The organism is Promicromonospora sp. NFX87 (assembly GCF_048564965.1).
Lineage (GTDB): Bacteria > Actinomycetota > Actinomycetes > Actinomycetales > Cellulomonadaceae > Promicromonospora.
In genome coordinates, this window is record NZ_CP183414.1 from 94,813 (window position 1) to 106,945 (window position 12,133).

Consider the following 12,133-nt stretch of genomic DNA (forward strand, 5'->3'; position numbering starts at 1 on the left):
GCAATGCGTCTTCCCACGGAATCTGCCGGTGCTCTGCCACCTTCGTGGCAGAGCAGCCGAAATACGCTCTGACCTGCACGATTACCCGGTTTGCCACCGGATCGCCAGAGCCGCTCTGCCAGCCCTGGCAGAGCGGAAAATATCGCTCTGACCTGCTTGAATACTGCGATCTCTGCCACTCTGCCACCACATCGCGGAACAGAGGGGTCGTATGCGTGCGTACACGCGCGCGAGAACTCCCACGGAATCGACCGAGCGACCAGCTCGACGCCGGCGCTCGCGGACCCCTGTGGCAGGTGGTGACCGACGCCGCGCGAGGCGTGCATGAAAAAACTTCCGGTCCAGCTGTCACACGGGCTGCGGACTGCGCCGTTGCCTGGGGTATGCGAGCGATTCAGAGCAGGGGAGCGGGCGACACGCCGGTGTGCGTCGGAATCGAGTTTCTGAATCAGAAATCTGATAGAACTTCGCCATGGCACGCACAAAGCCTGGCCGCGAACCACGAGGCGACCGCGAGGCGCGCAAGCAGCCTGGTCGGCCGCCCCTCGGCGATCGCGACGTGCACACCCTGCGGGTGCCAAGCGCCCACATGGCGCACTACGAGGCTGAAGCAGCGCGCAACGGTTACGCCAACCTCAACGCGTTCTTCGCAGCACAGCTCGCGCTTGCCCAAGGCCTCGACATACCTGATTGGGCTCGTCCGCGACGAGCCGAGCAAGACCAGCACGACCAGCAGGACATCGAACTTCCCCTCGGGGCCTAACTGGCTCCGGACAAACGAAAAGCACCCCTGCGCCTGCCAGCAGATGGGGTGCTCTTCGATCTCGGTATTGGTAAGGAGAAACCGTGTTTACCCGGGTCTACGACCTCGGGGGCTTCGCCCTACACGTTGTGGGGTTGATGCCCCCATGGTAGCGCCAACCCACGCGCCAAGTGCAAGACTGCCCGCTTCGGCGTGGCGCGCCCTGGTTTGCCTGCCTGCGCCCGCCCGTCGGTGGCGCCCATGAGCGCGCTGACGGTGGCTGGCGGCTGGGGGCCCAAGACGTCGCTCGACCGCGTCCGCAACGCCCTGGTCGACGGCGGGTACAAGCCCGACATGCGCCGCCCTGACGACTTCATGGCTCTGTGCCCGCTGCACGGAGAGCGCACCGGCTCGTTCCACGTCACCTGGACACACGAACAGGGTGGTCGGGTACGTCTGCACTGCTTCGGGTGCCCCAACGACGTCACCGAGCGTGAGCTCGCCGAGGCTCTCGGGCTGGGCCTGGTGGACCTGTTCGACAACCCTCCGCCGGATCGCCCGTTCGTCCGCGGCGCCTCACTGCCCGCGCCGGCCGTCGGCCGCCCTTCCCGTGCCCGCACCGCCGGCAAGCGCCGCGGCAAGCTCGGGCCGCTGCCCGCCCGCAAGGCTGTAGCCGCCAGCAAGGGCCGCTGCACCCAGCACGACCTCCAGCTCGTGACGACCTACCAGTACGTCGACGTCACCGGCGCCCTGGTCCAGGAGGTCATGCGCTGGACGTGCAAGGACTGCGGCAGCAAGGAGTTCACTCAGCGGTTCACGACGGCCGACGGCTCGACCGTCTCCAGGCGCCCCGAGGACTTCGTCCCGGTGCTCTACCGCCTGCCCGAGGTCGTAGCAGCAGTCGACGTCGGCGAGCCTGTCTTCCTCGTCGAGGGGGAGAAGGACGCCGACAACGGCGTCGACCGCCTCGGTGTGGCCGCCACGACCAACACCGGGGGAGCCCGGGCATTCACCACCGAGCTCGCCCAGCCGCTGCGCGGAGCGAGTGTCTACGTCGTGCTCGACCGCGACGGGGCCGGATGGGCCCGGGGCGTGCACGTCCACGAGGTCCTGACCGAGGTCGGTGCAGCCGAGATCCACCTCCTGCTGCCGGCCACCACCGCCGCCAAGAGCGATCTGACCGACCACGTCGACGCCGGCCACGGCCGCGACGACTTCCTCGAGGTCGAGCTCGACGACGTGCGCGTCTGGGACGCCACTGCCCGCGTCGAGGCCCCAGCTTCGACCATCCGCGAGAGCCTCGACGAGGCGCAGTACCACCTGCAGCAGGCCGAGGAGAAGAAGAGCCGGGCCCCCAAGGCCGCCGACGAGCACCGCCGGTTCGCCGAGCGCTGGTGCGCGGAGAGCGAGATCCAGTGGGAGAAGCTCGAGCACGCCGCGGCGACCGTGGCGCAGACTGCCGACGGCCGCGGCGGGGAGTGGGCCCAGGAAGCCGTGCAGCTCTCCGAGCAGCTCGTCGTGCAGTCGGCCGCCGTCGTGCAGGAGACGCACCGGCTGATCAGCCGGCCTGTGCCCGCAAGCGTCATCGCACGGACCCAGACCACCAACGCCCGCACAGCCGCCGCCCCGGTCCTCGAGGAGCACCTCGACGTCGCGCAGGATTCCAACGTCGTCTCCTTCCCGTCAAGCATCCGCGGCGGCGGCGGTGAAGGCGGGGACGGCACCGGCGGTGAGGGCGAACGCGACGAGAACATCGAGCGCAAGGAGTACGCCTACCTCAAGGGCTCGATCGTGCAGGTCAAGTGGTCCGCTCGCCGCGACGGCACCAGCTTCCGCAAGTACACCGAGCTGCTCAACCTCGACCTCCACCTCGACGGGCGCGAGTACGTCGACAACACCGACGAGGTCGAGGACGAGCTGCTCGAGGCCCTCGCCGTCCAGGCCAAGCAGCACGCGAAGATCAGCGACGAGCGCGTCGTCAGCCACTATCTCTTCAGCTACACCGACCCGATCACCCGTGACCGGATGCAGTTCCGCATCAGCGAGGACCGCGTCCGCTCGGGAGACTTCCTCGAGCACCTGCCGGTGGTGGGCCTGAAGTTTGACCACACCAAGACCGGCAAGGCGAGGATCATCGAGGCCGTCCGGTCCCTGTCCGGCGACTCGACCGACGTCGTGCAGTACCGCGGTACCGGGTGGCGCCTGGACCGCGTGCACGGCTGGTCGTACGTCCACCTCGGCGGCCTGATCACCGCCAAGGGCGTCAAGCCTGGCAACCAGATCCTGACCGGTGCCCTCTCCCGGTACCTGCTGCCGACCCCGACCGACGACGCCGCCGAGCTGCGCCGGTACTTCACCGAGCACAGCGCCTCGTTCCTCGACCGGTTCTCCCCGCGGGTGGGTGCGGTCCTGTGCGGGCAGATGTATTGCGCCCCCCTTGAGCGCGTGCCGTACTCGGTCGTGGTGCAGGGTTCCCCGGGCTCGCGGAAGTCCGGGCTATGCGCCCTGGCCATGCACCACTTCGGCACGGCCTGGGACCGCAACAGGGCCACGGTCTCCATGACCGGCAACGGCTCCACCCTGAACAGCGTGCGGATCCTCGCCCACCAGGCGAAGGACGCCGTCGTGTTCTTCGACGACGTCACCCCCGGATCGAACGCCGCGGCCGCCCAGGCCCGCCTGGGCGAGTACCTACAGCTGCTGTTCAACCAGGAGGTTCGCGACCGCGCCGAGCGCGACGGTCACGGGCTGCGCGCCGGGATGCTCCCGCACGCCACCGGCCTGTTCTCGTCCGAGCTGCTGCCCAAGGTCGGCGCCGGCGCTCGCCGAGCTCTCCTGGTTCCGCTGCAGCGCGACGAGATCAACGTGCAGGACCTGATCGAGCTGGACGCTCCAGCTTCCCGTATGGCCCGGGCCACGCTCATGGCCTCCTACCTGTCGTGGGCCGCCCGCGATCTGCCGGGCACCCGCCGCCAGCTGCGCGCCGAGATCGACACCTACACCCAGTCCATGCACCAGGCTGGCCGGACCAACGAGGAAGCCGACACCGCCGGATACCTCTGGGCCGGGTGGGCCATGATGACCGCCTTCCTGCAGGAGGTCGGCGCGATCAGCGCCGACGAGCGCATAGCGCTGCTCGGCCGTGTGCACGAGGGGATCTTCGCCGCCCTGGAGAGCGCCTCTGACCCCGACAGCCCGATGACCGTGGGCCAGCGACTGCGTGAGCTCATCGCGTCGGGCCTGCGTCAGGGTGTGGCCCACGTGACCGACGTCGCCACCGACGACGCGCCCTCCGACGAGGGCCTGGCCATCCGCCTCGGCTGGCGCCGGGAGAACCTCGGCCCTGGCTTCAACAGCGAGCCGCCCAAGAGCAAGATCGTGGCCCAGGGCAGGCGAGTCGGGTACGTCAACACGGGCACCGACGAGGTGCTGCTGGACTCGACCTCGCTCGAGGCTCTGATCAAGGCGGCTGCGAGCCACCTCAGCGAGCCGTTCACCATGGACGCCGGCACTGCTCGGCGTGCTCTGCACGAGGTCGGGGTGCTCAAGGCGCAGCGCGACAATGGCTCGGGCCGGTGGCGCTACACGATGAAGCGGACGATCAGCTGCGAAACCCACGCCACGGACTCAAGCCGCCGCGCTGAGCGCTACATGACCGTCCTGACGCTGTCGAGCCTGCTCGGCGACGACGACGGGAACGGCGACGACACGGCACCTCTACCGCCGCCGCCAGCGCCCCTGCCGCCCTCCGACGAGGGTCCCGTTCCGCACCTACCGAAGAACCCCACCCCACCCACCGGTGAGGCCGGCGACCAGTCCGGCACCGACGAGGGTCCCCTAGTTACGGCCCAGGAGAGCACGGACGTGAATGACACCGACAGCACGGCGCTTGTGGTGGAGATCCTGCAGGAGCCCCAGGACTGCGTGCACTGCGACAAGCCGACTCGCTACGCGCTGGAGGAGGTGCCCCTGCACCGCCACTGCTGGCCCGAGATGCTCCGGCGCGCAGAGGAGGCAATGCGGCAGCACGCCGCCGCCGTGGCCGCGGAGCCTGCGCCCAGCGCACCGGGGCCTGCTGGCCAGGGAGAGCCGGTTCTGACGCCGCCGTCACCGGCAGCCGCTGAGCAGGTCTCTGACCAGCCGGAGCAGCCTCAGGTACCCGCGGCCGCGGTGAAGGCTCCAGCAGCAGTCCGGTCCACCCAGAGCCGAACCGCGTCGAGGTCGGGCCGGTTCACCGCGGCCGCGGCGGTCCTGGACATCGACCTGGTCTATCTCCCTGACGGCAGCACCAGGCCCGCACCACAGATTCGGCACCTGGGCGACGTCGCCCAGCTCGCCTACGACCTCAACCTCGGCGTACAGGTCGTCGAGCCCAGTCGTAGCGTTCGGGGCCACACGGACCCTGGCGTCGTCGTCGTGACCGAAGAGGTCGCTGAGCAGCTGGGCATCCGAACGCGAGACCTGCCGCGCGGCGACACCAAGGCCAAGGCGTTCGAGGAGAACCACATCGAGCACCCGGCTCTGATGGACGCTCTGAGCGACGGGTGGCACACCCAGACGCCCAGGAGCCGCCCGCTGGCGGTCAAGGCGTGGACCAAGCTGTGGCGAGCCGACGGGTCGGACGGCGCATACGTGTCGTTCATCCCCCTGCTGAGCTCGACCGTCCGCCGGGGCGACGCGACGCCCGCCCAGATCGCACGCCGGCTCGGCCACTACGCCCATCTCATGGGGGCCAACTGGCGGGTCAACGGCGGCACGGTCGGGGTCGACCTGATGAAGGCGCTGCGGGTCAAGCGGCGCGAAGAATTCACGGTGCACGAGGTGCCCCGCATAGCGACTGCGATGATCAATCCTGAGTTCAACTGGACGCGCCCGCCGAGCGAGTCCCTCGGCGAGACGACGATGAAGTACGTCCACGCCTACGACCGCGGCGGTTCCCACCTCGCTGGCGTCGCAGGCCTGGAGCTGCCCGTCGGCGAGTTCGTCCACCACCCGGAGGGGACCGCCTTCGACCCCAAGCTCACGGGGCTGTGGAAGATCACCATGCCCGAACGGCCGGCGGACTGGCGCTATCCCGACCCGCTGTTCGCCGGTGTCCGCGAACGGCAGACGGGATGGTTCACCACCCCGGTGATTGCTCTGGCCATCGAGCTCGAGCACCTCGACGACAGCCTCGAGGTCCTCGAGGCGTACGTCTGGCCCAAGCGTGCTCGCGTCCTGGATCCCTGGTACTCCAGGATCCGCGACGCCCGCGCCGCGACCGACGCCGCCGAAGACCCCGACTGCACCGACGAGGACCTCATCGCCGTGCGGAAGATGATCAAGGAGACCTACACCCGCGCCATCGGGCTGCTCAACGCCCACACGATCTCGGAGGGCCGCGACTACTACTCGCCGGAGCGCTACCGCCACATCCTCGGCAAGGCCCGCTCCAACCTGGACCGACGGATCGTGAAGATCGGCATCGAAACCGGTCGCTGGCCGCTGGCCGTCAACTCCGACACCGTCCTGTACGCCTCTGACGAGCCCGACGCCGACAAGGCATGGCCCGGTGACCCAGAGCACTACGGGCTCGGCCTGGGCCAGTTCAAGCCAGAAGGCCACGGCACCGAGGGCCCGGCCACAGGCCTCCTGGCCGACCAGCTGCCCTACCTCACCGGCGGCCGCTGGGACCTCGAGGGCAAGAAGCTCGTCTGCGGCGAACCGAAGACAGGTGACGAGTGAGCAAGCGAGCCGAACTGCGCGGCAAGGTCTTCGCCGCCATCACCGGGCGCACACGCGCTGACGTCTCGGGCCGCGGCGGCGACATACAAGGCATGCTCCTGGCCGCGTTTGGGCCCTCTCCACGCGACCCTGCCAGGCCCGACACCCGGGCCGCCGCCGAGCACCTCGAGGTCTCACAGCGCACGGTCCAGCGATGGATCGCGAGCGCTGGGCACCAGCGGACCAAGCCCAAGCCCGACACCGTCGGCCAGCTCGCCAAGATGGCCCGTCAGGCTGCCTCGACCAAGGCCGGCCGGGCCCGAGCTGCCAAGCAGGCGTTCGGTGGAGCTGCACCGACCGACATGCGGGTCTCGGTTCGGGGCCGGCAGGGCCCGGTCACTTCCTCGGAGAGCAGCATTCGGTCCGATCGGTGGTCCCACTTCGACCTCGACGACCCGGAGTTCGCCAGTGCGTTCATCGATGCCTGGGTCGAGCGCGGCGAGAAGGGAGCCTTCGACTACATGTCAGAGAACTCCGACGTCCTCTACGCCACGGACGGCTGGTACTTCGACCTGGACAAGATCGAGCGATTCGACATCAGCGGCCCCTACGGCAGCGACCGCTGACACACCGCGGGGGAGCGGCGAGGACTGCGCATGGCGCGGTCCTCGCCGCTTTTTTCCGCGAGCGCCGGCGGTTGATTGGCCTGGGTGGGTCAGGCAGGTGCGGTGGTTCAGCGCTGAAGGAAGCGCGTGATGGTCGCCAGGTGCTGGTCGGTGAGCCCGGGGGACGGCATCGTCGTGACGAGGAGGACGTCGTCGAACGTGTCGCGGAGCTGCTGGCGCGATCGCGTGGTCAGGTCGTCGTCGGCGAAGACGACGCGGTGCGTGGTCGGGACCTGGGTGCGGATCGTCGCTACCTTCCACCACAGGGCGTCAGTGGGGTCTGCGCCGGCGCTGGTGGGCTGCTCGCCGGCGACAGGGAACGGGTCGAGCCCGACGGCGGGTGCGAAGAGCGTTGCCGCCTGCTGGCCCCAGGTGGTGAGCCATCGCATCTGTGCGCGCCCCGTACGTGCGAGGTCGTTGATGAAGGCGACGACCGAGGGGCGCCACCAGACCGGGACCTCTCTGAGCTCGCCGCCGTCGTGCACACGAAGTGTCGTGTGCACGAACTCGGGCCGGTGGCGCCGTGCCGGTGCGGGGGTGGCGTTGAGGACGCCGTCGACGTCCAGGAACCAGACCGGGACGTCGTCCGCGAGCGCCGATGGGTGCGTCACTGGTCGCGGGAGTGCTCTCGGGCCAGGCGCAGTTCGGTGTAGTGGCGGGTGGTGTTCGTCTGGTCGGGGAGCCTGATCGTCCACTCTTCGGGGCGCTTGCGGTCGACGATCTCGCCGTCGGTCCACTGTCCCGGTTCTGTGCCTGGGCAGTACACGCGGGTGCCGGCGGGCAGTGGGTCAGGGCCGTACTCCAGGAAGCCCGAGAGGAGTGCGTCGGTGGGGCGCGGCTTGTCGTTCGCCCAGGAGCGTGCCAGGGCCATGATGTGGTCGTCTGCGGCGCTGCCGGGCAGTGCGCGCTTGGCGGCGTTCATGGCCCGGACGAGGGCGGTGAGGACGCTGTCCTGCGGGATCTGCTGGCTGAACTCGACCTGTCCGGTGGTTGAGGGATCCCGCACGACCACTGCGTGTGCGCGTGCCTCGTAGCCGCCTTCGATGAAGCTGAAGCTCACCTCGAGCGCTCCGACGGTCAGGGTCACGACATTCTTGCGGGTGCGCTCTGCGGTCTGATCCGTCTCGGGCAGGCCGCGCATGGTGTCCAGGAGGTCGTCCAGCGTCTCGTTGTACACGCTGTCCGCCGTTCGGGGCTGCTCAGCCAGTTCGGGGTGCATCTCCTCGTACCTCTCGTTTGCTCGGAGCCCACGGTCCGTCGTCCGCGAGCGCCCGCTGGTTGTGTCGCCTCGACGCCGTCCCGGCGAGGGCTGTGTGGGTCTCTGGCGGCGGGCCGTCGATCAGGGCTGGTCTGTGTGGTCCAGCGGTTCCGCAGGAGCGGGCAGGTCAACGATGCTCGAGTCGTGCTCGCTGGCGTCGTGGTCTGGGGTGGGGTCGACGTCGACCAGCAGGACTCTTTGGTCGCGATCCCCAAGCAGCGACGCGATGTCCATGCGAGCTGTTGTTTTTGTGCGCGGGGCGTCGCTCTTCGCTGGTATCGAGATCTTCATTGGCTTCCGCTCTGCTGGCTGCTCAGCGGGGGTGCTCGACGGGCTCATCAGGGGCTCCTTGAGGTCGGTGGCCAGGATAGCGATGACGATTTCTTCGACGGCCGCGTGCGTGTGGTTCTAGAGGTTCCGCTTGGCGCGGTTCACGCGGTTGAGGACCGCGTCTCGGGCCCAGGATCGTGTCTTCTCGCCTGCCGCCGCGGCGACTTCCTCGAGATCGGCCAGCTCGGTGGGGGAGATGCGGATCTGCAGGACCACGGAGCGGCGTTCGGATGGGTCTTTGGCGGGGCGGCCGGCGCCGCGGCTGAGGATCTCGCTGCCGTAGTCAGCTGCGTCGTCGCCGGTGCGGGTGGTGGCGGAGGGCTCGGGCAGCGCCATGTCCTGCTCGGCCCAGTCGGCGGCCTTCTCGAAGTCCTTCGCCATGGTGTGGTTCCCCTTGTGCTCGATGGGCTGGTGGTGGATGTGCCTCACCAGTTTATGCACTACATAAATGTGGTGGTAGTCGATACACCACGGGGCGCCAGCCACGCTGGCGCACCGTGGTGACCATGGGACCCGCCGCGAGCGCCCTCGGGCGCTCGCGGTCATCGGTCGGTGGTGGTGTCGGGCAGCACGCCGTTCTCGATCTGGGAGCGGATTGTGGCCAGGAGGAAGGTGGCGTCCTCCTGGGTGTAGACCGGTTCGCCGGTGGGCGTCAGGCCGGCGGCGTCGGCGACGTATCGGACGTCGGCGGCGGTAGCGGTGCGCTCTGCGGTGCGGCTGGCCATGTGGTTCGCGTAGTCGGCGATGAGGGAAGCCGTGAGGCTTTTCATGATTGGCTCCTTTTGTGGGCGGGTGGGGTGTGCCCGGCGAACTGTGCCGGGCACACCGTTATCACGTACCGGCGTATTTGCATTGCACGTTTTCACCATTGTGTTGCCCCGTGCAGGTGATCCCTCCGAGCGTTCGCTCCTTCCTGGCCATGGCGCGTCGAGAGTTTCTTTCGAGCTCGTCGATGGCCGACTGTTCGAGTGCCTCGTGGTGCTCGCCAAGCTTGGCGAACTCGGGAATCGGCGGCAGGCCGGCTGCTCCCCACATGCGGAAGTAGAGCCCGACCGCCGAAGACTTCAGCGGCGTGACCAGGCTGGTCTCACAGCAGGCACAGCACACCTCGGCGGCCGTACCTGGCCGGGTGTCTCCGCCGGCGGCCAGGCGCTCCAGCAGCTCCCTGCAGTGAGCTCGGTAGACCACCTCGGTCGCCATGAGCTTGTGCGTCGGCGCCAGGAGGGTAAACCCGTGAAAGAGGATGTCGCTCTCCGCAGGGTGCCGCTCAATGGCTTTCGCTATTTCCTCTGCCGCCCAGACCGCTTGACGGAGAGGACCATCTAGGAGTTCAGCAGTTTCCTCTAGAATGGCGCGGAGGGGATCGTTGACACTTGTTTCGGGCATGACAAATAAACCCTTTCATTCTCGGTCCTGTATTCGGTCTAGTCGCCAGGGGGCCGCGAGCGCCGGCGGGTGGGCGCGGGCGCTCGCGGATCCGGTGTGTTGCTAGATGTCCAGGGGGATTCCGGCGAGGGCGCCGCAGCGGGTGCAGGCGGCGTCGTAGCGGCCGGGGGCGATGGGGCCGCAGTGGGTGGGGTCGTCGGTGTGGCAGTAGGTGCACATGGGGCGGGGCAGGATGACGACGTCGTCGCACCCGCCGTTGGTGTGCTCCCAGTCGATGGGGAAGCCGGGCTGCGGTCGAGCTTGGGTGAGCTCGTCGCCGCAGGTCTCGCAGTGGCGGACGGCGGGCAGCACCTCGACGTCGCGCAGGGTGGCGCCGAGTCCAGCGGGGGACAGGCGGCGAGCGCCGAACAGGTCGTAGGTCGTGGGCGGGTTGGTGGTGTCGAAGTCGGCCACGAGCTGGTCCGGGTCCGGGGCGCCTGCGTGGCGTGCCGCTTCGCGCAGGGCGCTGGAACGGCCGTCGTGCCAGCCGAGGGCCGTCGAGGATCCGGGGCGGTGAGTGCGGAAGTGCTCGTTGTCGCTGCTCCGGGTGACCAGGCAGCGGCCGTTGGGGCCGGTGACGGTGTACTGGGTGGGCCCGTCCGAGTCGGTGAGGGTTCGGATCGTGGTGATCATGGCGGTGCTCCTTCCAGGGGCTCTCGGGGTCAGGTCACGGGGACTGCGTAGGACGCGGCGCAGCGGGTGCAGTCGAGGACCAGGAGCAGCAGCCCTTCCGCGCGGAGGCGGGCGGTGCGGCGGGTGACGTGCTCGGGGTCGTCGGTTCGGCAGTAGGGACAGCGGGGCCGGGCGTCGATCTGGTGGGCGTCGAGGTAGGGGTAGCCGCTGGTGTGCCGGTACCCGGTGCTGAGGTCTCGCACGTCGCTGAACGGGTCGTAGGTGATCTCTCCGGCGCAGGTGGCGCAGTGATCCGGCTCGGAAAGCACGGGGACGTCGTGGCTCGGGGGAGTGCCGTACTTCGTCCGGCCCATCCCCAGCAGGGTCTCCGAGACCGTGACCGGATGGGCGCTGTTGAACGCCTCGATCAGCGGCTCGGCGTCGTCGATTCCAGCGATGCGGCTGGCGTAGCGGACCGCGAGGGTGCGGTCCGTGACGCGGCGGGCGGTGTCGAGGCTGTCGGAGAGCCAGACTTCGAAGGCGGCGAGGCGGTTCGTGCGGGTGACCAGGACGTGGGCGGCGGGCCCGTCGACCGCGATCTGGGTTCGCCCCATCGGGTCGATGTAGGTAGCGATGGATGGAGTCTGGGCGGCGTCAGTGTCATTACCCACGGTCCGAACCTCCAATCTGGTTACGTTCTGATAACTTCCGAATTTGTTAGTAGTACTTTGTAATCTGGCGTTTGGACAGGCCCCCGCACCCCCGCGAGAGCGGGCGGTTAGCGGCCCAGGTGCTCCTGCTCGGCGAGCAGGAGCACGTAGTTTCCGTGCGCCGAAGCGGCGATGCCCCGCAGGGCTGTAGCGGAATCGGTCTCAAGCTGCATCGCCTGCTCGGCCCAGCCAGCGGCGACCGTGTAGCGGTCAGTGCACATCTGTCAGTCCTCCATTCGTTCCAGGTGCTTCGTCCGGGCGACCATGACGTGGAAAATCACCACGTCATGCCGTGTGACCTCGACCATTACCTCTAACAGCGGGGCGCCGAAGTGCCGCTGAGGACCGATGAACAGGGTGGGCTTCACGCCGCCAGGGACCCGCGACTCGTCGAAGCCGGCCTCGGAGTAGACCGCGTGGTTGATCGCGTACATCGCGTCCTCCCGCGAGATCCCGTGCCGGTCCGCGCTGCCTGCCCACCTGATCGCCATGTCATTAGTGTAGTGCAAAAATCCAATTTTTGCACTACGGAAATAGCCGCGTCGGGGTCCGGTAGCCACCAGCGAAAAGTACCTCCGGCGAACCGTGGCCGCCTTGGCGGCCACCTCGGTAACCTGCGGGGCGCAGCCCCGCACACCCCGGCGCCGGAGGTGCTGGATCATCCAACTAACTCCTCCGTTTTAACCTT

The 12,133-nt window shown here is 68.6% G+C and carries 13 protein-coding genes; 3 read left to right on the forward strand and 10 right to left on the reverse strand.

Annotated elements, in window-relative coordinates; all coding sequences use genetic code 11:
- Positions 1-472: 472 nt before the first annotated feature.
- The 3 genes from ACNYC2_RS29850 (at position 473) to ACNYC2_RS29860 (ending at position 7,071) form a co-directional block, all read left to right on the forward strand.
- Positions 473-763 carry a hypothetical protein gene (locus tag ACNYC2_RS29850; RefSeq protein ID WP_419707981.1) on the forward strand — a complete coding sequence of 97 codons (291 nt, stop codon included), beginning with the start codon at positions 473-475 and terminating at the stop codon, positions 761-763.
- A gap of 240 nt (positions 764-1,003) precedes the next feature.
- A complete protein-coding gene (locus ACNYC2_RS29855; protein WP_419707982.1) occupies positions 1,004-6,466 on the forward strand; it encodes a CHC2 zinc finger domain-containing protein in 5,463 nt (1,820 codons plus the stop codon).
- On the forward strand, positions 6,463-7,071 hold the full coding sequence (locus ACNYC2_RS29860) for a hypothetical protein (RefSeq protein WP_419707983.1): 609 nt from the start codon (positions 6,463-6,465) through the stop codon (positions 7,069-7,071). The genes ACNYC2_RS29855 and ACNYC2_RS29860 overlap by 4 nt, the downstream gene beginning before the upstream one ends.
- Before the next feature lie 107 nt (positions 7,072-7,178).
- Here ACNYC2_RS29860 and ACNYC2_RS29865 read toward each other — a convergent pair whose 3' ends face one another.
- The 10 genes from ACNYC2_RS29865 to ACNYC2_RS29910 form a co-directional block, all read right to left on the reverse strand.
- On the reverse strand, positions 7,179-7,721 hold the full coding sequence (locus ACNYC2_RS29865; RefSeq protein WP_419707984.1) for an HAD domain-containing protein: 543 nt from the start codon (positions 7,719-7,721) through the stop codon (positions 7,179-7,181).
- Positions 7,718-8,329: a hypothetical protein gene (locus ACNYC2_RS29870; protein WP_419707985.1), complete on the reverse strand. Its 612-nt coding sequence runs from the start codon at positions 8,327-8,329 to the stop codon at positions 7,718-7,720. The genes ACNYC2_RS29865 and ACNYC2_RS29870 overlap by 4 nt, the downstream gene beginning before the upstream one ends.
- Before the next feature lie 120 nt (positions 8,330-8,449).
- Positions 8,450-8,707 carry a hypothetical protein gene (locus tag ACNYC2_RS29875; protein WP_419707986.1) on the reverse strand — a complete coding sequence of 86 codons (258 nt, stop codon included), beginning with the start codon at positions 8,705-8,707 and terminating at the stop codon, positions 8,450-8,452.
- Between the two features lie 69 nt (positions 8,708-8,776).
- Entirely contained in the window at positions 8,777-9,127 is a 351-nt protein-coding gene (locus ACNYC2_RS29880; protein ID WP_419707987.1) for a hypothetical protein, read from the reverse strand.
- 113 nt (positions 9,128-9,240) lie between these two features.
- On the reverse strand, positions 9,241-9,468 hold the full coding sequence (locus tag ACNYC2_RS29885; RefSeq protein ID WP_419707988.1) for a hypothetical protein: 228 nt from the start codon (positions 9,466-9,468) through the stop codon (positions 9,241-9,243).
- 61 nt (positions 9,469-9,529) lie between these two features.
- Positions 9,530-10,084: a hypothetical protein gene (locus tag ACNYC2_RS29890; protein ID WP_419707989.1), complete on the reverse strand. Its 555-nt coding sequence runs from the start codon at positions 10,082-10,084 to the stop codon at positions 9,530-9,532.
- Positions 10,085-10,186: 102 nt separating this feature from the next.
- The gene (locus ACNYC2_RS29895) at positions 10,187-10,756 is read right to left on the reverse strand and encodes a hypothetical protein (protein ID WP_419707990.1); all 570 of its coding nucleotides are present in this window, start codon (positions 10,754-10,756) and stop codon (positions 10,187-10,189) included.
- 29 nt (positions 10,757-10,785) lie between these two features.
- Complete coding sequence (locus ACNYC2_RS29900) at positions 10,786-11,349, reverse strand: hypothetical protein (RefSeq protein ID WP_419707991.1); 564 nt, start codon at positions 11,347-11,349, stop codon at positions 10,786-10,788.
- Positions 11,350-11,513: 164 nt separating this feature from the next.
- Positions 11,514-11,666 carry a hypothetical protein gene (locus ACNYC2_RS29905; RefSeq protein WP_419707992.1) on the reverse strand — a complete coding sequence of 51 codons (153 nt, stop codon included), beginning with the start codon at positions 11,664-11,666 and terminating at the stop codon, positions 11,514-11,516.
- Positions 11,667-11,669: 3 nt separating this feature from the next.
- Positions 11,670-11,936, reverse strand: coding sequence for a hypothetical protein (locus tag ACNYC2_RS29910; RefSeq protein ID WP_419707993.1), 267 nt, complete (start codon positions 11,934-11,936; stop codon positions 11,670-11,672).
- Positions 11,937-12,133 lie beyond the last annotated feature (197 nt).

Bases quoted from the DNA above. Each gene is read 5' to 3' on its own strand.
- ACNYC2_RS29895 (WP_419707990.1), bottom strand. From the start codon at position 10,756: ATGATCACCACGATCCGAACCCTCACCGACTCGGACGGGCCCACCCAG.
- ACNYC2_RS29890 (WP_419707989.1), bottom strand. From the start codon at position 10,084: ATGCCCGAAACAAGTGTCAACGATCCCCTCCGCGCCATTCTAGAGGAA.
- ACNYC2_RS29875 (WP_419707986.1), bottom strand. From the start codon at position 8,707: ATGAGCCCGTCGAGCACCCCCGCTGAGCAGCCAGCAGAGCGGAAGCCA.
- ACNYC2_RS29885 (WP_419707988.1), bottom strand. From the start codon at position 9,468: ATGAAAAGCCTCACGGCTTCCCTCATCGCCGACTACGCGAACCACATG.
- ACNYC2_RS29910 (WP_419707993.1), bottom strand. From the start codon at position 11,936: ATGGCGATCAGGTGGGCAGGCAGCGCGGACCGGCACGGGATCTCGCGG.
- ACNYC2_RS29855 (WP_419707982.1), top strand. From the start codon at position 1,004: ATGAGCGCGCTGACGGTGGCTGGCGGCTGGGGGCCCAAGACGTCGCTC.
- ACNYC2_RS29850 (WP_419707981.1), top strand. From the start codon at position 473: ATGGCACGCACAAAGCCTGGCCGCGAACCACGAGGCGACCGCGAGGCG.
- ACNYC2_RS29905 (WP_419707992.1), bottom strand. From the start codon at position 11,666: ATGTGCACTGACCGCTACACGGTCGCCGCTGGCTGGGCCGAGCAGGCG.
- ACNYC2_RS29900 (WP_419707991.1), bottom strand. From the start codon at position 11,349: ATGGGGCGAACCCAGATCGCGGTCGACGGGCCCGCCGCCCACGTCCTG.
- ACNYC2_RS29870 (WP_419707985.1), bottom strand. From the start codon at position 8,329: ATGCACCCCGAACTGGCTGAGCAGCCCCGAACGGCGGACAGCGTGTAC.